Source organism: Anaerofustis stercorihominis (genome assembly GCF_024623185.1).
Classification (GTDB): Bacteria; Bacillota; Clostridia; order Eubacteriales; family Anaerofustaceae; genus Anaerofustis.
The window spans coordinates 134,283-155,487 of the sequence record NZ_JANJZK010000003.1; the positions used below are offsets into that span (position 1 = coordinate 134,283).

The following is a 21,205-nucleotide window of genomic DNA, read 5'->3' on the forward strand; positions in this document are numbered from 1 at the left end:
ATTATTTGCAAAGTAAATCTCCGAGAAGTGAGTATAGTTTATTTAAATCGATAGGTTTTGAAATATGTCCGTTCATACCGCTCTCTATTGATTTTTTCATATCTTCATCAAATGCATTTGCGGACATAGCAACGATCGGTACTGTCATTGCATCAGCTTTATTGAGGTTTCTTATAGTTTTTGTTGCTGTTAAACCGTCCATTATCGGCATTCTGATATCCATTAAAATCAAATCATAATATCCGGCCTCAGACTCTGTAAATTTATCTACAGCGATTTGTCCGTTTTCAGCAACTTCCACTATAAACTTATTCATTTCAAGTATGGTTTTTGCGATTTCAATATTCAATTCATTATCTTCGACCAATAACACTTTTTTCCCTGAGAAATCAAATTTTATATTATTATTATCTTTCTTTTCTAGTTTATGAACTGAAGATTTTTCAAGGAGCAATGTAAATTTAAATGTACTTCCTTTTCCTAAATCACTTTCAAGCTCTATATTGCTTCCCATTAATTTTACGAGGTTATTACATATTGCAAGCCCAAGACCTGTCCCTCCGTAATGAATGGAAGTATCGTCTTCTGCCTGTTCAAATGCATGGAAAACTCTTTCTTTATTTTCTCTGCTTATTCCGATACCATCGTCTTTTACAATAAATGTAACTTTGCTTTGTTTATCATTATAATCTTCTTCACTTACCGAAAGTAATATATTTCCTTTCGACTGTGTAAATTTTATTGCATTTCCGAGAAGATTTATAAGAATTTGATTTATTCTCATATAATCTCCATATAGAATACCTTCTTTAACATCAGCCTTAACATTAAAGTTAAGTTCTTTATCTTCTGCTTGAGGTCTTATCAAAGTTTCTACTTCATCGATAAGGTTAGTTAAACTGAAATTGGAAGGTGATAGTTTCATTTTACCGCTTTCAATTCTTGACATATCCAAAATATCATTGATTATGGATAGAAGATATTCTGAAGAAGTGCTTATTTTTTCAAGATAATCCTTAGTGCTATTCTTAAGCCCGTTTTCTTCCATTGCAATATTAGTCATTCCAATGATAGCGTTCATAGGTGTCCTGATTTCATGTGACATTCTTGATAAGAAATCACTCTTAGCTTTACTTGCCGAGTCGGAACGTGATTTCCCGATATTTGTAGCAATGATTTTAACTATTTCGTATAAACTGCTGTTATCTTTCTCATCTATATCTTTTGTTTCATCCTTTAAATTAAATGATATACTTCCTATATAATTTTCATCATTTATTAATGGATAACAAATACCGCTGGTATGCTCTTCTACTCTAAAGAAATCTCTTTCAGGAGGTAGCAGTTTATTATCTATATTATATTTAATAGGTTTTGTCATTAACTCACTGCTTAACTTTATAAAATCTTCTTTAGGGTAATGTCTTATTTCTTCCGAGATTTTATGATTATCATTGCTCCATTGGAAAGGTATGTAACTGCTATAAAAATCCTGTTCGGCAAAAGTCATTATTATGCTGTCTAATTTAAAATATTTTCCGACTTTCATCAAAAGTAGCGGCATTATTTTTCTTAAATTATTTGTTTTATCAAACATATTGAATATAAGTGATGCTATGCTTATATCATTTGTATAGTTGACACCAAGTATATCTCCAAATGAATTAGTTAAATCTATATTGTTATTTTTTTCTGTTTCAGGAAGAGCTGCATATGTTTCCACTTCGTCCATTTTTTTATTCTTTGCAAATTTTAATGCTTTAATTGCATTGTTTACTGCATCTTTTACATCTGTTTCTTTAGTATTTTCTACATAATATATCCCGGTGCTGCATCCTGTTTGAACATTTAAGTCTTTAAAAGTATTATTAAAGTTGTTGGTAAACTCTTTTGCTATAGTTAAAGCTTCATCGGAATTTTTATTATTAACCCAAAGTAAAAATTCGTCTCCTCCGCACCTTACTGCAATATCATTATTAGAAATTACGGAACTTAAGATTTGACCGCTTTCTTCAAGTATTACATCTCCGATAACGATACCTAAATTATTATTGATGTTTTCAAAGTAATCCAAATCAAATATTAAAATCGTTCCATAATCGGATACATGAAAATCATTTTTTATTAACTTGATTCCTTCATTCCAATTAAATAGTCCTGTTAAAGGATCTCGTCTTTGTTTTTCGATTTCTTTTAGTTCTTGTTTCTTTTCATCATCAATATCTCTCATGCTTCCGATGATTTTAATGAGTTCATTATTGTTATTATATATAGCTTTTCCTCTTAGCTCTATCCAGATATAATGTTCAATATTTTTGCCAAGTTTACCCCTAAAGTCGGTATGGATGTATCCTAAATCATCAAATATATATTTATCTATGATGTATTTATCTTCATCATAAATATAATCTTTATTTTTAAGAGTTTCTTTACAGTTTTCTATTGTAATCGAAGGTTCCAAACTGCTGTTTTCATCTTCTTTGTTTTTAAATTCATAATAAACATATACGATATCTTTCATGGCATCGTATTCGAATATTGTTTGTGTACTGCTTTCAAGTGCTGCTTGATATCTGCTTTTTTCTTCGATGATTAGATTTTCCGACTCTTTTTGTTTATGAGTCAAATCGCTTATCACATTATACAGCTCGTCTATTTCTTCTATATTTGAAATAGGGAATTCATTTAGTTTATTTTCATCGCTTGCCTTAATGGTTTGAGCTAATCGTATTATAGGTTTAGTGATTGATGTAGATGTCAGATATATTGCTCCCAAACCTATTATTAAACAAAGGATAACGACTATCGTTACGGTTTTCATTAAATTATTAGAGATTCCAAATAATTGATTGTCGGTACTTATAGCCATTAATGCCCACTTATCTGAAGAAAATGGGGTATTGGTGTTGTATAAATTTAAATCTGACAGTGTCCCATATACGTCTGAATTATGTAATTTTATATCTTTAAGCTTATAAAAATTATCTGAAGTATCTTCTTTTTTTAGAGAAAATACATTATTGATGGTTTGTACTTGTGAAGCGCTTGCTCCGGACGCCGTTAAGACCCTGCAATTATTGTTTTCATCTTTTAATACCAATAAATAACCGCTTTGATGAGAATTTTTCAAATCAAGTTCTCTAGACGGCAATATAGAATGAAGATATGAAATGGATATATCTATACCCGCAACGCCATAAACCTGCCCTTTATATACAAGAGGTACGGAATATGTAATCATTTGATAACTTTTATTTGCTTCTTTTTCACCTTCCAAGTAGAATGGCTTAGACCAATAGCCTAGATTTTGATATCCAAGTTCAGGGTTTTCTTTTGCTGCATTAAAAGGTTTATAAAAAAATTCATTACTGAAGGTTTCATTATTGCTGCTTATATTAAAAGATGATTCCCATGGGATATCAAAAGGTATTTTTAATTTATGTGATAGTGTGGAACTCCCTCTGACCATGGTTATATCTGAATAATCCATAGGATCGTTTTCAGGATCTGCATCTCTTAAATAAATACCGGGTACATTTTTTTTATTTCTCGTATCGGCAATTATTATGAATGAACCGTTAACCGTATTTTTTCTTAAGTTTGATATGAGGGTATTTGAAGACGAATCAAATAACTCATTCTGCAAAGATTTATCTTTTAAGAATGTATTTAAATTTATTTTGTTATTTTTGAGTATCTTATCTAAATTAGAATTTACATCTTTGAGTTCTTCTTTTAGATTTGACCATTGCTGAACCATATTATTTTCTAATATGATTTTTCTATTTTCCGTCGTTTGACTCAATATCTGTACGGAATTCTGATTTAAAATACTGGGTGTTCCGCTTATATATAAAGCTATATATAATGCAAAAACTAGTATGAAAATAAGAATTATCAATGGAAATAGTATTTGATTGAATATTGATCTTTTCTTCTTCATTATGCCCTCAAAAGTTTATTTTAACTTGTTATTTTACGCTGTCCTTTAATGCCTTACTGAATGAATCATACCATTTTTCAAAGTTTTTAGTAGATGTGTATTTTTTTGTCGCTTCTTCTAAACTTTTACCATTTTTTAATGCTTTTTCAACTTCTTTTCTGTCTTTAATAGCTAAATCGTATAAGTTATATTCCAATACTTTTCTTGCATTTCTTCCGCCGTCAAATGCTTTATTTGTATAAAGAGTATTATTTTTTAGTGTATCATATGCTACATCCATAGTCTTTTTAACTTTGTCATTTAAGTTTATGTTATTTTCTTTAATAACTTTATTAAATGTATCTATATTGTTAGCGTCTTTTTTAACCGGAAGATATCCGCTGTCACCGCAGAAATCAATATTTCTTTCTTCTTCCGTGAACCACTTTAAGAAAACAACAGACGCATATTCTTCCTGCTCAGTCCCTTTTGTTACTACCATTCCTGCACCTTGCTGTACAGCATAGTCCTTACCGTCTTTAAATTTAGGGTCTTCAAGCACTATTGTTTCAATCTTGCTTGATTTACCGTTATTATCTACTTTATCAGGGAAATAATTAGCTGATGTAGTAGAACCGGTCAGCGATGCTATTTCTCCTATGGCTACATCATCTGAACGGAATTTTCCGTAAGATGAAAAATATCCTTTAACATATGGAACGTAATAAAAATCCCAAATTTTCTTCATATTTTCTTTATTTATGTTTAATGTCACTTTTTGGTTTTCGACTTTAAAAAGTTCGTCACCATTTTGCATAGAACCGATTATAAACATATTAGCCATTGCGTCTCTTCCGTAAAATGCTTTTCCGTCATTTTTAACATCAGGAGTCAATGAATCGGTCCATTCATAATATTTTTTTGAAATATTTACTAAGCCTTCTTTAGTTTTAAGCTCATCAAGTTTTGAACCTGTAGCTTTTGAAAACTTGTCCCAAGCTGTCTTATTTAACATAAATATTTCTGTGCTTTTTGCCACGGGGAAGATTTTTAGTTCGTCTGCATTGCTGCTTATTCTTCCTTCTTCAATATATGAATCTACATATGAGTCAATATCGTCTTCAGACATATATTTAGTTAAATTCACTAAGTATCCTTTTTTTTCTATTTCATAAGCGGTATCGGCATATGAAGCAAAAATATTAGGAATTTCTTTACTTCCTACTTTTTTATTTATTGATGCCATAACGCTGTCTTCGAGCTGTGTAACATCTCCTTGGTTATGTCCTTCAACAAATATTCCTTCTTCAAGTCCAATCGTTTCATTAAATTCTTTTATCATGTTGTCAAATGCAACTTTTTGAGCTCCGTTATAATAATGCCAAACGGTTATTGTGACAGGATTATTCGGATCGAGCTTAACTCCTGCAGGATTATCGTTACTCTTACATCCCGTCAAAGCTCCAAAAACAAGAAGCATAGAAATTACCAGTGCCGTTATTCTTTTTTTCATTTTAATTTCCCCTTAAATTATGTATTTTGATATATATAATTTTATTATACATTTTTTTATGTTAGGCTACAACAAAAATAGTTGAGGTTTTGCCTAATAATGGAAAATAATAGTAAATATATCAATAGTATTTGTATTAAAATTTATTAAAAAAAGACTTGAAAAGAAAATAATTTCTTTAAACAAGTCTTTTTTATCATTATTTATTTGATTTTCTCTTTATTAACTTACTTATTTCAACTATAGGAATGACCAGTACCGCAAGAAGTATCGATACTGCATATTCCATAATCGAAATATGTTCAAATCCAAATGCACTGGATAAGAAAGGTACATATATTACCGCTGTTGTGCATATTAGGGAAGCCAGCATTGCAAGTAATAAATATTTGTTTTGACCTTTTATATTAAATATGGATTTATCAAGGGATCTCATATTAAACGAGTGGAATATTTCAGCCATGGATAAAGTCAAAAATGCCATGGTCATTCCGTCGGCACTGTTCACGATTTCCCATACGCCCGATTCCATATAATGACCTATAAAGTAGGCTAAAAGTGTAATCACTGTTACCATTATACCTTGAAGAGCTATATTAACCCCCATACCTCCTGCAAAGATCCCTTCATTTGAATCTCTCGGAGGACGTTTCATTATATCGCTTTCTGCTTTTTCCATTCCAAGCGCAAGAGCAGGGAAGCAGTCGGTAATAAGATTTATCCATAATAGATGAACCGGCTTTAATATTGTAAATCCAAGTAAAGTTGCAATAAATATAGATAAAACTTCCGATAGATTAGAAGCAAGGAGGAATTGAATTGATTTTCTGATATTGTCGTATATCCTTCTTCCTTCTCCCACAGCGGAAACGATGGTTGCAAAGTTATCATCTGCCAATACCATATCTGCTACATTCTTTGTGACATCCGTTCCGGTAATTCCCATACCTACTCCGATATCTGCATTTTTGATGGAAGGAGCATCATTAACTCCGTCTCCCGTCATTGCGGTTATTTTTCCTTTATCCTTCCAAGCTTTTACTATTCTTACTTTATGTTCCGGCTGGACTCTTGCATATACCGCATAATGTTCTATTTTATTAGGTAGCTCCTCATCTGATATTTCATCCAGTTCTGCGCCTGTAATAGCCTCATCTTTATTTTGTATAATACCCAGTTCCATGGCAATAGCTACAGCGGTATCTCTATGATCTCCTGTAATCATTATAGGTTTGATACCTGCATTCCTGCATTCTACTATTGCGTCTTTTACTTCAGGTCTTACCGGGTCGATCATCCCGGTAAGTCCGACAAAGCATAAATTTTGTTCAAGATTATTTGCCTCATAACTATCGGGTTCATTATCCCAAACTCTCATAGCGATACAAAGAACTCTTAAAGCCCTGTCAGCCATGTTTTTGTTTTGAGTTAGGATACTATTTAAAATATCTTCATTTATATCAACTTCTTTTCCATCTAGTAAAGCCTTATTACATCTTTTCAGTACTTCGTCCGGCGCTCCTTTTGTAAATTGGATGATTTTACCTTCCTTGGTTTTGTGGACGGTACTCATCATTTTTCTTAAAGAATCAAAGGGAGCTTCTCCTATACGAGGATATTCCTCTTTTAAATGATTTTTATTTAGATTTAATTTATAAGCAAAGTTAACTAATGCACACTCTGTCGGCTCACCTATTGCAGAATTATTTTCATCAAGTTCTGCATCCGAACAAAGTGCCATTCCTTTAGCTATCAAATTTTCATCTTCTCCGTAATGTTCCACTACAGTCATTTTATTTTGTGTAAGTGTACCGGTCTTATCCGAACATATGACAGAGGCACATCCAAGGGTCTCTACGGCAGTCAGTTTTCTGATAACGGCGTTTCTTTTAGACATATTTGTAACACCTATGGAGAGGACTATTGTTACCACTGCGGCGAGACCTTCTGGTATCGCTGCCACTGCAAGACTTACCGCGACCATGAATGTATCAAGCATTGCTTCGCCTGTTACATTAGGATAAACTCTGAATATATCTATCGCAAAAATAATAGCACAAATACCAAGGACTAAAATACTAAGTATTTTACTTAGTTGTGTTAATTTCTTTTGTAGAGGAGTTGCATTATCCTCTGCTTTTGCAAGGGCATCTGCTATTTTACCCATTTCGGTATCCATACCGGTAGCGGTAATTACTGCTTTACCCCTTCCGTAAACTACGGAGCTTCCCATATATACCATGTTCTTTCTGTCTCCCAATGGAACATCACCGTTCGCATGAGCTTTCACTTCATTTTCGGTTTTAGTTACAGGTACGGACTCTCCGGTTAGGGCAGATTCTTCGACTTTCATACTAGCACATTCTATTATCCTTCCGTCTGCGGGAACTGCGTCTCCTGCTTCTAGGATAATAATATCTCCAGGTACCAAATCTTCACTTTTAATGGTTATTTGCTTATTGTCTCTGATAACCTTGGAAGTCGCAGCTGCGATTTCTTTAAGTGCATCTATTGCTTTTTCTGCTTTGCTTTCCTGCACAACACCGAGAACTGCGTTTATTATTACAACTATCATTATTATAATTACATCCGCAAAAGACTCTCCCGCATATGCGGCAGTTATTCCCGATACGACTGCGGCTATTATCAAAATAATTATCATTGGGTCTAAGAGCTGATTGATAAATCTTTTAAAGATAGATATTTTTTTACCTTCGATAAGTTTATTCTTCCCGTGGGACTGTTCTCTTTCTTCGGCTTCACTGCTTGTTAATCCGTCTTCTGTCGTATTTAGGTTTTTAAGTACGTCAAGTATGCTAAGTAAATACTCTTTCATTAATAAATATCCTCCATATTTTAATATGTTAACTTCTTAAGTCTATTTTCTATATTTAATTATTAACTTTAAATTTTAAAGTATTCCAATATGTTCCAGTAATATTTTAAATCCCATTAGAATTAATACCACACCTCCAAACATTTCTGCCTTTTGCTTATATTTTAGACCAAATATATTTCCTATTTTTATTCCTATTATGGATAAAATAAATGTTGTTGTTCCTATGAGTAATACTGCGGGAATAATATCAACTTTTAGAAATGCAAAGGTGATGCCTATTGCAAGAGCATCTATACTTGTAGCAATACTTAGAGTAATCATTGTTTTAAAATCAAACTTATTATTTAAATCTTCGCCAATATTTCTTGATTCCAAAATCATATTAATACCTATAAAACCCAATAATACAAAAGCTATCCAATGGTCAAAATTCGTTATTAAATCTTTAAAATGAAATCCCAGGTAATATCCGATCAGTGGCATTAATGCCTGAAATCCTCCGAAATATAATCCTGCTTTTATCGGATGTTTTATAGTTATTTTTTCTACTGAAAGACCTTTACAAATCGAAACTGCGAATGCATCCATTGAAAGTCCTACTGCGATGATGAATAGTTCCCATAAACTCATAATATTTCCTTTCTTAAAATAAAGAAGATAAAAAAAGAGACTTATCCGTCTTTATAACAGATAAGTCTCATCGTTTCAAATAAAGCCAGGAATTTTTTTATTCCAGGATGTTGACCTTATTACGCCATGCGTCGATTACTCCCTTATTTTGGAATACTATACCATATTCATTATATTTTGTCAAAGATATTATTTTTATTTTACATTTACTTTACATTCATACATTAAAATAATTCTACTTCTTTTAATGAGTTGATGTATTTATCGGTTATTTTAAGTATTTCGTCCTTATGCTCCAAGCTTTCATCTTCTTTAATTGTATATGTAAACATATTTGCAGCTTTTCCAGCTGTTGTCCCCGAAAGGGAATCTTCTATTACTATAGAATTTTTAGGTTCTACCTTTAATTTGTCCGCAATGCCTAAAAAAATATCGGGAGCAGGTTTGCTGTTCTCAACATCATTTGCTGTCAAAATCAAATCGAAGTATTTCCTTATTCCTTCCTTTTCAAGGAACCCGTCAACAAGTCTTATAGTATTGTTGGTACCTACAGCTAATTTATAACTTTTTTCCTTAGCCCTTAAAATCAGTTCTTTGGCACCGATCCTAAGAATATCTTCCGTAAGATATAGTCCGTCTACAATTTCTATCCATTCATTCATTATACTTTCTATACTATCTTTTATTCCATAAAAGTTTTTTGCTTCTATAGCAGCTTCTTCAATGCTCATGGGTCTGAAATCAATATCCTCGCTTGAATAGTTTATACCTCTTCTCTTATTAAAGAAAATCTCATCTACTTTTTGCCATAGCGGAAGTGAGTCTACAAGTGTTCCGTCAAAATCAAATATAAGTAATTTATTATTCATAAATTATTTCTCCTTAGAAGTTTCTCTCTCATAATAAAATAAGTACTGTTGTGCTATACCTGCATATTCACCCCAGTTGTTTTTTGCAAGGTTAAATCCGTTTTCAAATGTTAAATCGGTGAGTCCGTATCTGGTTTCAAATATCCTTTTAACCCAAACATCCATAGGACATAATTCTAATCTCTTAAGGGAAAAAAGTAATATGCAGTCAGAAACTTTTTCTCCCACACCCTTAATTTTCATTAATTCTTTTTTTGCTTCTGATGTTTCCATATTTGTTATTTTGTCAAGATCGATTTCCCCGGAGTTTATTTTTTTAGTGGCATCTACCAGATATTTATCTCTAAATCCCATTTTAAGTTCATGAAATTCTTCTTTTGTTATATCTTTTAAATCTTCATAAGAAGGAAATGAATAATAACTTTTTCCGTTATAAATTATCTCTTTACCGTATCTTTCGCATAAGTCGCTTATGATTTTTTTTATTCTTGGTATATTATTGTTAGCAGAAATTATAAAAGAGATAATTGTTTCAAATAAGTCTTGTTTTAAAATTCTTATTCCATTCCCATATTCAATACACTTTTTGATATGTTCATCTGTACTGATTTTTTTATCTATTTTATTATAGTCTAAATTAAAGTCAAAATAATCTACCAAAACATTATTAAAATATTCTTCTGTAGTATCATAAAAAGTAAAAGTTCCGTTATCTTCTTTTATATGTATTACTTTGCCGTTTACTACTCCTATGAATTCATCTTTTTCTATTTCGTCCCATCTGAAGCATTGTCCGCATTCAAATGTTTTCTTTAAGTTAAAATGGTCGGTCTCAGTTAAAATAATATCATTGTTTACTTGTTCTATCTTCATAATAATACTCCATAAATTCTTTTGTATATTGGTTGTTATTTTCGTACATTGTTAGCGGCGGTAATATTTTCATTGACTCTTTTGCATTTTTCACTGCTTTTAAAAGGAATAAATTCGAATTTTTATCTTTCTTTGGATAGATGAATTTCACATCTTTTACCGTAAGCTTATATTTATTTAAGGTAAGAAGTATTTCTTCAAATCTGTCTGTTCTGTGGACTAAGAAAAATTTCCCTTTATCTTTAAGTAGCTTTGATGAGATTTTTGCTATATCATCGAAGTTACATAATATCTCGTGTCGTGCTATTTTTTTGTTGTCATTTTCACTTATTATACCGCTGTTCGTTTTATAGTAGGGAGGGTTTACAGAAAGGCTGTCAAATTTATTATATAAAGATTTGTCTAATTGATTTAAGTCGTTATTGATAATATCAATAGTTTCTATATTATTATATACAAGAGATTTTTTTGCTACTTTACACATATCTTTATTTACTTCAACCATGGTTATATCTTTGTTTTCTTTTTTGGCATATATAAGAATAGGTATGATTCCGTTTCCGGCACAAAGGTCGATTACTTTATCGTTTCTTTTAATGAACTTTGCCATGAAGTTAGCAAGTAAAACCGCATCTACACCGAAACAAAAGCTATCGGTATCCTGATAAATATAATAATTTTTTATTTGTAAATCATCAAGTCTTAAATTCATAATCCGCTCCTAAATTACAAATATTATATCATAAAGGATAACTAATATAAAATAAAGCAGTATAATTTATTATTATAAATAGAATTTAATATAATATAATCTCAAGAAAGATAACAAAGAATTAATAAATCTCGTATTTAAATTAGTAAATATCCTATATATATATTATAATATGAAACTTGTTAAATTTTTCTTTAACTCCTTATTTCTGCTATAATAAAACTTACTAAAATGTAATAGGTAATTTCATTTAAAGTTTAATATAAATAAAAATAGCACTAAATTTATATTAGCGCTATTTTTTATTTAATTATTATTTAACACATCTCTTACAAGGTAAATATCCTGCTTTCTTTGCCTTACCTAAAGTTGTTTTCTTTGGAGATTTTAAACAAGTTTTACTGTAATGATAACAAGTACTTTTTCTATTGGAAATATATACTTTCAAATGAGATTTACTTAAAACTTTTATTTTATATTTTAAGTAATACCGTTTGCCTTAACTTTTATTGTTGTAGTTCCTGCCTTTTTACCGGTAACTACACCTTTACTGTTAACCGTTGCTATCTTTTTATTTGAAGATACAAATTTTATTTTATTCTTTGGACTGCATTTTGCTTTTATCTTTAATTTCTTACCTGAAATAATTTTCCCGGACTTCTTAGATAATTTAAGTTTAGATTGTTTAACGGTAACCGGAACTTTTACTTTTCTTCCGAGCGAAGAATAAGCTAAAATATGCGTCTTTCCTGCTTTTTTTGCTTTAATTGTTCCCTTTGAACTTACAGTTACGATTTTATTATTATAAGATTTAAACTTAACATATGAAGAAGGTTTTGTACTCCCTTTTATATTAGTACTAAAACTTGTGTATAGACTGATCTTTTTCTTAGACACCGATAATATTGGTGCTTTTACGGTAACAAGACATTTAGCTACTTTACCTGAAGTCGACTTTGCGTAAACATAGCATTTACCTGCTTTCTTGCCGGTTACAATGCCGGATGAAGTAACTGCCGCAATCTTTGAATTACTGCTGGAAAATGTTAGTTTATCCGTAGAATAATCAGGAGTTAAACTTGCTTTAATTGTCTTCTTTTCAGATAGATACATACTCGAAGACGGAGTCACACTAACACTTGTACTTGGACATGTCGCCTTTTCCTTTGTAACATTAATTCCTTTATCATCAATAGTGACTATAATACTTCCGTCCCTATCTGTACGATAAACTTTAGAACCCACTTTTGTTAGATTGTTTATGGTTTCTTTAGTGGGATGTCCGTAACTATTCTTTCCTACGCCAATGATAGAATATGTTGGTTTGACTTTACTTAAAAATGGCATTGAACTAGAAGTTTTGGCACCATGATGAGCTACTTTAAGTACATCATAATGCTTGATTAAGTTTTCATTTAATAAAATATTTTCTACACTGCCGGTCATATCACCTGTCAGAAGTAAATTTCTGCCTAAATAACTTACATCTAAAACAAGGCTTGCATCATTACCGGCTAAATCCGTCTCACCATAGAGAACTTTATTCTTTATATCACCAATATCAAATGTATCTCCGGTTTTAACTTTGATGACATCTATATTTTTATCTTCTAGTAATTTCATCAATTTACCATAAGCTACTTTTGCCTCTGCATTTTCACCTTCCATTACAGAAGAAATAAATACACCATGCTTGATATTGCCAAAATGTTCAACTATTTTTATAGCACCTCCCATATGATCTATATCGGGATGAGTGATGACAAGTCTGTCTAATTTACTTACATTTATTTTATTTAAATAACTTATTACTTTATCTCCGCCGGGAGAATTACCGGTGTCAACAAGCATATTTTCTGAGTTATTTTCTATGAAAATACTGTCGCCCTGACCTACATCAATAAAATGAGCTTTCATTGAATTATTATTTCCGGATAATGTCTCTGCAAATACAAAAGGAGCAAACACTGAAAACGAAATCACTATGGTCAATACAACACATAATATTTTATTTTTGAATTTCATAATATTTCCCTCATCAATTTTTTTGTAATAAAAAAGAGTGGATAAAATATCCACTCAAATTATACAATAATATTTAAACTAATAATTACTATTTTTCGTAAGTATAGTATTCTGCACCTTTTTCTTCAAATTCCATTATAGCAGAAGTTGTCAAAGGATGATAAATAAGTTGTTCGAATAAGTCACAGCTGATTGTAGCAGCATGAGAACCAACCATAGCTACATTGTATACTTGTTGTGTATTTTTAAAGCTTGCAGCTAAAACTTTTGTATCTTTATCATACATTTCGAATAAGTTTACTATATCACCAACAACACCGATACCGTCAGAAGAGAAGTTATCAATTCTGTTTACGTATGGAGCTACATAATCAGCACCTGCTGTAGAAGCAAGTAAAGCTTGCTGAGCTGTAAAAATAGCTGTAGCAGTTACATTGAAACCTAATTCCTTTAATACGCTTATTGATTTAAGACCTTCACCTGTTACAGGAACTTTTACAAAGAAGTTTCCGCCTACAGTATCTCTAAGTCTGATAGCTTCTTTTACTATTTCATCGCAAGTTGATTCTAAAACTTGCGCATGAAGTTCAAGATCCGGACCGATTACATCTCTGATTGCTTTTATTTTTTTATAAACATTTTCTCCGTTTGCAGCAATAATACTTGGATTGGTAGTTACCCCATGAATTGGGAAATATTGTGTAATAGTTTTGATGCTTTCAACATTAGCATCATCAATTAAATATAACATATGTAATTTCTCCTTACTTTTTATAACACTTGTTTTTATGATAAGTGAATTATATATTATACTTTAAGTAATTACAAGTAGTTTCGTGTAAAAAAAGAAAAAAAGGTTATGAAAATAAAGGTAAATTTTCAAAAGATAATTATGTTTGATTAATTATAACCTTTACATTTATATATAAATAAAAAAGGATATAATGTTGTCGTAATACTGCTTTATATATTTTTAAATTCATTTGTTATTTATGGTTTTAAAATGAAAGCAAAAGCACTACACAAATATTTATTTCAAGAATAAAGATATTTATGTAACTTTTACATCATGACAAAATGTATATATTGTTAAAAATAAAATTTTAATATATAATAATTATACTAAATTAAAATACAAAGGAAGTATTAAAATGGCTGAACTAATTGAGCTTAAAACCTTATTAGATAATATAGATAAAGAACTTTCGGATATTGCAAATTCAATAAATATAGAACTATTAAAAGACGAGCTAAGATCAAAAGAAACCCTTATGAATGATAAAAGCTTTTGGAATGAAAGTGATAAAGCAAACAAAATCTTAAAAGAAGTCAAATCATTAAAATCCCAAATAAATTCCTATTCTTCTTTAGAGTATAAAAAAGATGATATAAGCGTACTTGTGGAAATGCTACAGGAAGATTTTTCTGAAAGTGATGCTGACAGCACGATGGAAGAATTATTAGCTCTTGAAAAGGAACTTAAGGTTTTTACTATAGACACATTGTTATCGGGAGAATATGATGCAAACAATGCTATATTATCTATCCACCCAGGAGCGGGCGGTACCGAAAGCCAGGACTGGGCTGAAATGCTTCTTAGAATGTTCATTAGATTTGCTGAAAAAAGAAATTTTAAAATAAAAATATTGGAGCAGCTTCCCGGAGATGTTGCGGGAATAAAAAGTGTTACAATATTAATAAGCGGGGATAATGCATATGGTTATTTAAAAGGAGAAAAAGGAGTTCATAGGCTTGTGAGGATCTCACCATTTGACAGTAACAGCAGGAGACATACCTCCTTCGCTTCCGTAGATGTGGAACCGGAGATAAAGGAAGATATTAATCTTGAAATAAATCCAAGTGATTTAAAAATCGATACGTACCGAGCAGGGGGTGCCGGAGGACAGCACGTCAATAAAACTGATTCAGCGGTAAGAATAACACATCTTCCCACAAAAATAGTTGTATCATGCCAAAATGAACGAAGTCAGTTCCAAAATAAAGAAACAGCAATGAAAATCCTTAAAGGGAAATTATATAAAATATTAATGGAAGAACATAAGGAAAAAATAGATGAAATAAAAGGAGACTACGGTCAAATAGCATGGGGAAATCAAATAAGGTCATATGTATTTCACCCTTACAGCATGGTAAAAGACCATAGAACAAAGGCTGAGACCTCAAATGTTCAGGCAGTGATGGACGGAGATATCAATGTATTCATCGATGCATATTTAAAAATGTAGGAAAATAATAAAAATAGAAATTAGTTTAAGCTTATTTCTATTTTTTACTTTAAATCAATATATACAATTATATTTAATTTTGATAATTTTCTAAAGAAAACAACCAATTATTAACTAAAGCATTAAATATTTGAGTTTGCTCAATTTGTAAATTATGACCTGCATAATTAATAACAGAAAAAGAAGCACTTTTATAGTCCTCTATTAAATTCCATAAATCCTGATAACCAACACAATTATCCTGTCTTCCCGCTATTAATAAAACAGATTTTTCATAATTAAGTTTACAAACTTCTTTATCAACATCAAATGAAAAACAATAATCATCTTTTAAATAATCAATAAATACATTATTAGCTATTTTAAGACCAGATTGTATTTCGTTTTTATATCTATAGAATACTTCACTATTGGCTACGATACAATCCTCTAAAAAATCATTTTTTTCACTATCGTGTAACTCTTTTAAAAAGGTTTCATCTCTATATTTGATTTTTACTTCCGGTACATTTCTTTTTTTAACATCAGAGATTACCACAGGGCAAATTAGTAGCATACCATCTACCATATCACTACATTTTGATAATATACCCCTAGCCAAATAACCTCCATATGATTGCCCTATCAGTAAAAATTTGCTTTTTTATCACTTCTTTAATAAATGATAACAATATTTCTAAAATTTTATCAGAAGAAGAATATTCTTTTAAAGCATCGGATTTCCCCATTCCTGGTAAATCTATATAAATACGTTTATAATTTTCATGTTTTTTAAATATTGGTTCCATACACTTTTTAAGTAAAGTCAAGTCACAGCCAAGACCATGTATCATTAGTACAGGATTACCGACACCGATAGTTTCATAATAAATATTTATATTTTTATAAGTATAAAACATAAGTTGTTCATCCTTTCTAAATTATATTTTTTGTAAATATCATAAATATATATCAAAGACAATATAATATAAATTAAACAATTCATATATTTATTATATAAAAAAACAGTTTAAGCATAATAAAGATCTTAATTTAAATCAATCAATATTCATTAAAAAAATATAATTCATTCAATATAACAAAATAATATAAAAAACCTTTTAAATCATTGACAGAACAAGGTCTTGGTGATATACTATTTAAGCATGTATCCGCACTGAAGAAGGTAAAAAGAAGTTGATTATTCACACCTTGGACGGCGAGACAGGATAGTGGAGGTAAAAGATATGTATGCAATTATTAAAACAGGCGGTAAACAATACCGTGTACAAAAAGGCGACGTTATAAACGTTGAAAAAATCGTTCCAAAGAGAAAAAATCAAAAGAAAGTTACTTTTGATGAAGTATTATTTGTAAACGAAGACGGAAATATGTTAGTAGGTGCACCTTTGGTAGAAGGCTATAAGGTAGAAGGTAAAATACTTGAACAAGGTAAGAGCGAAAAAGTCATTATCTACAAGTATAAAGCTAAAGAAGACTACAGAAGAAAACAAGGACACCGTCAGCCATATACACAAGTTGAAATAACAGGTCTTGTAAAAAAAGAAGAAAAAGCAGCTGAGTAATGATCAATATCAGCATTGATATAAAATCTGATTTTATTGAAACAATTAAGCTCAGCGGTCACGCTGAAAGCAATGAAAAAGGAAAAGACTTGATATGCTGCAGTATTTCGACTTTAACTATATCCCTTATAAATGCTTTAACGGAAATAGCTAAGGCAAATATCAAAGCAGAAGTATCTGAAGGATTTACATTGATAGAAATAGACGAACAAGAAAAAAATAAAAGATTAAAATCCGATATACTTACAAAAAGTTTTATGCTTTCAGTCAAAGGAATTGAAGAGGAAAACCCTGAGTTTATAAAACTAAATATCACGGAGGAATAAAAATGATTAAATTTAATTTAGATAACTTACAACTATTCGCCCACAAAAAAGGAATGGGTAGTACAAAGAATGGTAGAGACAGTGAATCAAAGAGACTTGGTACTAAAAAAGGTGACGGTCAATATGTTTTAGCTGGAAATATCATAGTTAGACAAAGAGGAACTAGAATTTATCCAGGAGTTAACGTAGGAATTGGCGGAGATGACACATTATTTGCTAAAGCTGACGGAGTTGTTAAATTCGAAAGAAAAGGCAAAACAAGAAAACAAGTTAGTGTTTACCCTAAGGCTCAATAGAATAATTTAAATAATAAACTCCATACTAAGTGTGTGGAGTTTAATTTTTTATAAAGGAAAATAATATATGTTTGTAGATAAAGTTAGTATAAATGTTAAAAGCGGTAAAGGCGGAGACGGTGCTGTCGCTTTTAGAAGAGAAAAATATGTTCCAAACGGAGGTCCTTCAGGAGGAGACGGCGGAAAAGGCGGAAATGTTATTTTTAAAAGTAATTCTGCCTTAAATACACTCGAAGCCTTTCGTTATAAAAGAAAGTTTGCTGCAGAAGCCGGAGAAAACGGCAGCAGAAGCAATATGAGCGGCAAAGACGGAAAAGATATAGTAATAGAAGTTCCTGTAGGAACCGTTATTTTTGATTCAGCAACCGGAGCTTTAATATGCGATATGGTAGAAGATAACCAGGAAATAACAGTGCTTAACGGAGGAAGAGGCGGCAGAGGCAATCAGCATTTTGCCACATCTACAAGACAGTCTCCCAAATTTGCAAAGCCCGGTGATGAAGCAGAAGAAAAAAATCTAATATTAGAACTTAAAACAATAGCCGATGTAGGACTTATCGGTTTTCCGAATGTAGGCAAATCAACGATCCTTTCAATGGTAACAAATGCTACACCTAAAATAGCCAATTATCACTTTACGACATTATCACCTAACCTAGGTATAGTTAAGTATAAAAACAGTGAGGAATTTGTTTTAGCCGATATCCCGGGACTTATAGAAGGCGCAAGCTCCGGACAAGGACTTGGACATCAGTTTTTAAGACATGTTGAAAGAACGAGACTTCTCGTGCATGTTCTTGACGCTTCGGGAGTAGAAGGAAGAGATCCAAAAAAAGATTTTGATATTATAAATAATGAATTATCTTTATATGCAGAGAAGTTAAAGGAAAGACCTCAAATAGTTGTTTTGAATAAAACCGACCTAATTGATATAGATAATAAGGAAGAAATAATCAAAGATTTAACAACTTACTTTGAACAAAAGGGATATAGAGTATTTGACTCAAGTGCGGCTATGAATGACGGACTTGATAAAATAATGAATTATATAGTAGAAGTACTCCCTACAATAGAAAGAACTCCATTATTCTTTACAACTGAAGAAAAAGTACTATATGCACCAAAAGCAGAAAAAGAATACGAAATCGAAAAAGAAAACGGAACTTATTATGTTGAAGGAAAAATGATGAGAAGACTCATAAATTCCGTTAATCTTGAAGATTATGAATCAAGCACATATTTTCAAAGAGTTCTTAAAAACAAAGGGATTTTTGCAGAACTTGAAAAAATGGGCATTACAGACGGAGATACAGTAAACATCGAAGGATTTGAATTTGAATATTATAAATAGGAAGTAGAAAAATGAACAGCAAAGAAAGAAGTTTATTAAAAAAAGAAGCGAGCAAGATGCAGCCAATAATACACATCGGTAAAGACGGAATGAGTGATAATATTGTCACTCAAGCCGATGATGCATTAAAAGCAAGAGAATTGGTAAAAGGAAAAATACAGCAAAACTCTCTTGAAGATGTTAGAGAATCAGCAGAATATTTAGCAGATAAGACAAACAGTGAAGTAGTTATTACGATAGGAAGTACTTTTGTACTTTACAGAAGAAATCCCGATAAGAATAAATATAACATCTAGGAGATAAAATGAAAGTTGGTTTTATCGGCGGAAGTTTCAATCCGATACATAACGGACATATTAACTTGGCGCTTGCAGGAAAAAATGAATTTGATTTGGATAAAGTGATTTTTATTCCAAACAGTATAAACCCTATAAAAGAAAACAAAAGTAAAGTATCAACAGAAGACAGAGTCAAGATGGTAGAACTTGCGATTGAAGATTATGATGATTTTGAAATCGATACTTATGAAGTCGATAAAAAAGGAATAAGTTATACTATTGATACCGTTGAATATTTAAAAAATAAATATAATGATTTATATTTTATCGGAGGCGCAGACCTAATATTTGAACTTCATAAATGGAAAGACTATGAAAAATTACTAAAAGAAGTAGATTTTATTATTGCCGGCAGGAATCCATATAAATTACCGCAACTTGAAGATAAAGTAAATGAGTTAAACAAAAAATATGATATAAATATAAACATATTAAAGAACTTTAAGATGATCGATTTATCTTCCAGCGAAATAAGAAATAATATTTTATCAAATAAGTCTTTAAAAATTCCTAAAAAAGTGGCAGAATATATTATAAAGAATAATTTATATTATGATGACTAAGGGAGAAAAAATGAAAGAATATACCAGCATAAAGCAAAAACTAAAGACTCTTTTAAAAGAAGACAGATATATTCACACATTGGCTACACAGCGTGAAGCTGTCAAGCTTGCAAAAAATTATGGAGCAGATCCTGAAAAAGCATCTCTTGCCGCACTTTTACATGACTGTGCTAAAAACATGGAACCGGAAGCAATGATAGATATCTTATCTAAGCAGTATATCAAATTGGACGATATAGAAAGAAAAAATACTGCATTACTTCATGGAAAAGCCGGAAGAGTAATGGCAAAATTTAAATTCAATGTAACGGATGAAGATATTTTGAATGCAATAGAATATCATACGACTGGTAAAGAAAATATGACATTATTACAAAAAATAATATTTCTTGCAGATGTGATTGAAGAGACCAGAACTTATGAAGGTGTGGAAGAAGTAAGGGAAGTAGCATATGAAAATATTGATAAAGCAATAGTTATGTCCCTTAACAGAACTATTTTATCCATTCTAAAAAAGGGATATCTTTTGCATCCAAATACTGTTAATGCAAGAAATTATTTGATAATGGAACGAGAAGAAAAAATGAAAGATTAAAAAGTCCTATGACAGGACTTTTTTTATTTCTAAAAATATAAGTTTTAATTGTCTTTTTTATAATTATTAACTAATAAATACTATTATAAATCATTAACTTTTTAACTCAATTATATATGCCTTTTATACACCGCTGGCATCATTTAATTCAAACAGATTTCCTTCGGGATCTCTGAAATAAGTACAGCGCATACCCCATTCTTCAATATACTGTGGTTCACCTAAAAAAGCAACTCCCGCTTCTTTCATACGTAAATAATCAGAGTCTAAATCAAGCGTAGGAATAACTGCAGTAATAGTATCCGGCTGTGTACTGAAATTTGGTTGTTCATATCCTTTAAACATTGACATTGCCTCTGCTGAAAAAATAGCAAAACAAGGATTTGACTTATCATCTATGGCAAAAGAAGTATAAGGTCCGTTTCTATCCCCCCAAACTGTGGTCAATCCAATTTTTTCTGTGTAAAAATCAAAACATTCCCCATAATTTTTTCTTACTAAAATACGAATTGTTGTTTCGTTAAATTTCATTTTTTAATCCT

General features: G+C 30.9%; 20 protein-coding genes. 8 read left to right on the forward strand and 12 right to left on the reverse strand.

Features of this window, described 5'->3' with window-relative positions:
• Position 1: 1 nt before the first annotated feature.
• From NSA01_RS03110 to NSA01_RS03150, 9 genes are all read right to left on the reverse strand, one after another.
• Positions 2 to 3,943, reverse strand: a complete 3,942-nt coding sequence (locus tag NSA01_RS03110; RefSeq protein ID WP_257480055.1) for an ATP-binding protein — start codon at positions 3,941 to 3,943, stop codon at positions 2 to 4.
• 28 nt (positions 3,944 to 3,971) lie between these two features.
• The gene (locus tag NSA01_RS03115) at positions 3,972 to 5,435 is read right to left on the reverse strand and encodes an extracellular solute-binding protein (RefSeq protein WP_257480056.1); all 1,464 of its coding nucleotides are present in this window, start codon (positions 5,433 to 5,435) and stop codon (positions 3,972 to 3,974) included.
• Positions 5,436 to 5,634: 199 nt separating this feature from the next.
• A complete protein-coding gene (locus tag NSA01_RS03120; RefSeq protein ID WP_257480057.1) occupies positions 5,635 to 8,271 on the reverse strand; it encodes a calcium-translocating P-type ATPase, PMCA-type in 2,637 nt (878 codons plus the stop codon).
• 75 nt (positions 8,272 to 8,346) lie between these two features.
• Positions 8,347 to 8,904 carry a manganese efflux pump MntP gene (locus NSA01_RS03125; RefSeq protein WP_257480058.1) on the reverse strand — a complete coding sequence of 186 codons (558 nt, stop codon included), beginning with the start codon at positions 8,902 to 8,904 and terminating at the stop codon, positions 8,347 to 8,349.
• A gap of 224 nt (positions 8,905 to 9,128) precedes the next feature.
• The gene (locus tag NSA01_RS03130; RefSeq protein ID WP_257480059.1) at positions 9,129 to 9,773 is read right to left on the reverse strand and encodes an HAD family hydrolase; all 645 of its coding nucleotides are present in this window, start codon (positions 9,771 to 9,773) and stop codon (positions 9,129 to 9,131) included.
• A 3-nt stretch (positions 9,774 to 9,776) separates the two neighbouring features.
• A complete protein-coding gene (locus NSA01_RS03135) occupies positions 9,777 to 10,646 on the reverse strand; it encodes a DNA-3-methyladenine glycosylase family protein (protein WP_257480060.1) in 870 nt (289 codons plus the stop codon).
• On the reverse strand, positions 10,621 to 11,358 hold the full coding sequence (locus NSA01_RS03140; RefSeq protein ID WP_257480061.1) for a tRNA1(Val) (adenine(37)-N6)-methyltransferase: 738 nt from the start codon (positions 11,356 to 11,358) through the stop codon (positions 10,621 to 10,623). Before NSA01_RS03140 ends, NSA01_RS03135 begins: the two co-directional genes overlap by 26 nt.
• Positions 11,359 to 11,838: 480 nt before the next feature.
• On the reverse strand, positions 11,839 to 13,383 hold the full coding sequence (locus NSA01_RS03145; protein WP_257480062.1) for an Ig-like domain-containing protein: 1,545 nt from the start codon (positions 13,381 to 13,383) through the stop codon (positions 11,839 to 11,841).
• An 88-nt stretch (positions 13,384 to 13,471) separates the two neighbouring features.
• The gene (locus NSA01_RS03150; protein ID WP_257480063.1) at positions 13,472 to 14,134 is read right to left on the reverse strand and encodes a transaldolase family protein; all 663 of its coding nucleotides are present in this window, start codon (positions 14,132 to 14,134) and stop codon (positions 13,472 to 13,474) included.
• Between the two features lie 400 nt (positions 14,135 to 14,534).
• Between NSA01_RS03150 and prfB the strand changes: the two genes are divergently transcribed.
• Positions 14,535 to 15,629 carry a peptide chain release factor 2 gene (gene prfB, locus NSA01_RS03155; protein ID WP_257480064.1) on the forward strand — a complete coding sequence of 365 codons (1,095 nt, stop codon included), beginning with the start codon at positions 14,535 to 14,537 and terminating at the stop codon, positions 15,627 to 15,629.
• A 73-nt stretch (positions 15,630 to 15,702) separates the two neighbouring features.
• Here the strand turns inward: prfB and NSA01_RS03160 are convergent, their stop codons facing one another.
• Positions 15,703 to 16,230 carry an alpha/beta fold hydrolase gene (locus NSA01_RS03160; RefSeq protein ID WP_257480065.1) on the reverse strand — a complete coding sequence of 176 codons (528 nt, stop codon included), beginning with the start codon at positions 16,228 to 16,230 and terminating at the stop codon, positions 15,703 to 15,705.
• Positions 16,223 to 16,528 (reverse strand): alpha/beta fold hydrolase, encoded by a 306-nt coding sequence (locus NSA01_RS03165; RefSeq protein ID WP_257480066.1) that lies wholly within the window; start codon positions 16,526 to 16,528, stop codon positions 16,223 to 16,225. The genes NSA01_RS03160 and NSA01_RS03165 overlap by 8 nt, the downstream gene beginning before the upstream one ends.
• A 327-nt stretch (positions 16,529 to 16,855) precedes the next feature.
• On the opposite strand from NSA01_RS03165, the gene rplU reads away from it, so the two are divergent.
• The 7 genes from rplU (at position 16,856) to yqeK (ending at position 20,663) form a co-directional block, all read left to right on the forward strand.
• Entirely contained in the window at positions 16,856 to 17,194 is a 339-nt protein-coding gene (gene rplU / locus NSA01_RS03170; RefSeq protein WP_257480067.1) for a 50S ribosomal protein L21, read from the forward strand.
• The gene (locus NSA01_RS03175; RefSeq protein WP_117530852.1) at positions 17,194 to 17,520 is read left to right on the forward strand and encodes a ribosomal-processing cysteine protease Prp; all 327 of its coding nucleotides are present in this window, start codon (positions 17,194 to 17,196) and stop codon (positions 17,518 to 17,520) included. Before rplU ends, NSA01_RS03175 begins: the two co-directional genes overlap by 1 nt.
• Positions 17,521 to 17,522: 2 nt before the next feature.
• Positions 17,523 to 17,816: a 50S ribosomal protein L27 gene (gene rpmA, locus NSA01_RS03180; protein WP_007050617.1), complete on the forward strand. Its 294-nt coding sequence runs from the start codon at positions 17,523 to 17,525 to the stop codon at positions 17,814 to 17,816.
• 67 nt (positions 17,817 to 17,883) lie between these two features.
• Positions 17,884 to 19,167, forward strand: a complete 1,284-nt coding sequence (gene obgE, locus NSA01_RS03185) for a GTPase ObgE (RefSeq protein ID WP_117530854.1) — start codon at positions 17,884 to 17,886, stop codon at positions 19,165 to 19,167.
• 11 nt (positions 19,168 to 19,178) lie between these two features.
• Positions 19,179 to 19,463 (forward strand): YhbY family RNA-binding protein, encoded by a 285-nt coding sequence (locus NSA01_RS03190; protein WP_257480068.1) that lies wholly within the window; start codon positions 19,179 to 19,181, stop codon positions 19,461 to 19,463.
• A gap of 8 nt (positions 19,464 to 19,471) precedes the next feature.
• Positions 19,472 to 20,068, forward strand: a complete 597-nt coding sequence (gene nadD / locus NSA01_RS03195; RefSeq protein ID WP_257480069.1) for a nicotinate (nicotinamide) nucleotide adenylyltransferase — start codon at positions 19,472 to 19,474, stop codon at positions 20,066 to 20,068.
• 10 nt (positions 20,069 to 20,078) lie between these two features.
• Positions 20,079 to 20,663, forward strand: a complete 585-nt coding sequence (gene yqeK, locus NSA01_RS03200) for a bis(5'-nucleosyl)-tetraphosphatase (symmetrical) YqeK (protein WP_257480070.1) — start codon at positions 20,079 to 20,081, stop codon at positions 20,661 to 20,663.
• Positions 20,664 to 20,786: 123 nt separating this feature from the next.
• On the opposite strand, the gene NSA01_RS03205 is transcribed toward yqeK, so the two are convergent.
• On the reverse strand, positions 20,787 to 21,194 hold the full coding sequence (locus NSA01_RS03205; RefSeq protein WP_257480071.1) for a VOC family protein: 408 nt from the start codon (positions 21,192 to 21,194) through the stop codon (positions 20,787 to 20,789).
• Positions 21,195 to 21,205 lie beyond the last annotated feature (11 nt).

What these genes read in the sequence shown, in the direction of transcription:
- NSA01_RS03115 (WP_257480056.1), bottom strand. Translation starts at nt 5,435, where the DNA reads ATGAAAAAAAGAATAACGGCACTGGTAATTTCTATGCTTCTTGTTTTT.
- NSA01_RS03130 (WP_257480059.1), bottom strand. Translation starts at nt 9,773, where the DNA reads ATGAATAATAAATTACTTATATTTGATTTTGACGGAACACTTGTAGAC.
- NSA01_RS03125 (WP_257480058.1), bottom strand. Translation starts at nt 8,904, where the DNA reads ATGAGTTTATGGGAACTATTCATCATCGCAGTAGGACTTTCAATGGAT.
- NSA01_RS03175 (WP_117530852.1), top strand. Translation starts at nt 17,194, where the DNA reads ATGATCAATATCAGCATTGATATAAAATCTGATTTTATTGAAACAATT.
- yqeK (WP_257480070.1), top strand. Translation starts at nt 20,079, where the DNA reads ATGAAAGAATATACCAGCATAAAGCAAAAACTAAAGACTCTTTTAAAA.
- obgE (WP_117530854.1), top strand. Translation starts at nt 17,884, where the DNA reads ATGTTTGTAGATAAAGTTAGTATAAATGTTAAAAGCGGTAAAGGCGGA.
- nadD (WP_257480069.1), top strand. Translation starts at nt 19,472, where the DNA reads ATGAAAGTTGGTTTTATCGGCGGAAGTTTCAATCCGATACATAACGGA.
- NSA01_RS03110 (WP_257480055.1), bottom strand. Translation starts at nt 3,943, where the DNA reads ATGAAGAAGAAAAGATCAATATTCAATCAAATACTATTTCCATTGATA.
- NSA01_RS03140 (WP_257480061.1), bottom strand. Translation starts at nt 11,358, where the DNA reads ATGAATTTAAGACTTGATGATTTACAAATAAAAAATTATTATATTTAT.
- prfB (WP_257480064.1), top strand. Translation starts at nt 14,535, where the DNA reads ATGGCTGAACTAATTGAGCTTAAAACCTTATTAGATAATATAGATAAA.
- NSA01_RS03165 (WP_257480066.1), bottom strand. Translation starts at nt 16,528, where the DNA reads ATGTTTTATACTTATAAAAATATAAATATTTATTATGAAACTATCGGT.
- NSA01_RS03205 (WP_257480071.1), bottom strand. Translation starts at nt 21,194, where the DNA reads ATGAAATTTAACGAAACAACAATTCGTATTTTAGTAAGAAAAAATTAT.
- rplU (WP_257480067.1), top strand. Translation starts at nt 16,856, where the DNA reads ATGTATGCAATTATTAAAACAGGCGGTAAACAATACCGTGTACAAAAA.
- NSA01_RS03190 (WP_257480068.1), top strand. Translation starts at nt 19,179, where the DNA reads ATGAACAGCAAAGAAAGAAGTTTATTAAAAAAAGAAGCGAGCAAGATG.
- NSA01_RS03145 (WP_257480062.1), bottom strand. Translation starts at nt 13,383, where the DNA reads ATGAAATTCAAAAATAAAATATTATGTGTTGTATTGACCATAGTGATT.
- rpmA (WP_007050617.1), top strand. Translation starts at nt 17,523, where the DNA reads ATGATTAAATTTAATTTAGATAACTTACAACTATTCGCCCACAAAAAA.
- NSA01_RS03120 (WP_257480057.1), bottom strand. Translation starts at nt 8,271, where the DNA reads ATGAAAGAGTATTTACTTAGCATACTTGACGTACTTAAAAACCTAAAT.
- NSA01_RS03135 (WP_257480060.1), bottom strand. Translation starts at nt 10,646, where the DNA reads ATGAAGATAGAACAAGTAAACAATGATATTATTTTAACTGAGACCGAC.
- NSA01_RS03150 (WP_257480063.1), bottom strand. Translation starts at nt 14,134, where the DNA reads ATGTTATATTTAATTGATGATGCTAATGTTGAAAGCATCAAAACTATT.